This window comes from Halomonas elongata, assembly GCF_029081005.1.
Lineage (GTDB): Bacteria > Pseudomonadota > Gammaproteobacteria > Pseudomonadales > Halomonadaceae > Halomonas > Halomonas elongata_B.
The window spans coordinates 1-391 of record NZ_JAJQTQ010000117.1 but is presented as its reverse complement, the minus strand read 5'-3'; the positions used below and the strand labels follow the sequence as shown (position 1 = coordinate 391).

Genomic DNA, 391 nt, shown 5'->3' with positions numbered 1-391 from the left:
CGGCAAAAGCACCTTAATTGGCCGCCTGCTGCACGATACGCGCCAGATCTATGAAGACCAGCTCTCTTCGCTGCACAACGACAGCAAGCGTCACGGCACCCAGGGCGAAAAACTGGACCTGGCGCTGCTGGTGGACGGCCTGCAGGCCGAGCGCGAGCAGGGCATCACCATCGACGTGGCCTATCGCTACTTCTCAACCGAAAAACGCAAATTTATCATCGCCGACACCCCGGGGCACGAGCAGTACACGCGCAATATGGCCACTGGGGCGTCCACCTGCGACCTGGCGATCCTGCTGATCGATGCGCGCAAGGGGGTGCTCGACCAGACCCGCCGTCACAGCTTCATCTCGACGCTGCTGGGCATTAAACACCTGGTAGTGGCGGTCAAC

General features: G+C 61.1%; 1 protein-coding gene. It reads left to right on the top strand.

The features are described 5' to 3' along the window. Positions 1–391: GTP-binding protein (locus LU493_RS19695; RefSeq protein WP_275289492.1), on the top strand; the 391-nt coding region annotated here is incomplete at both ends.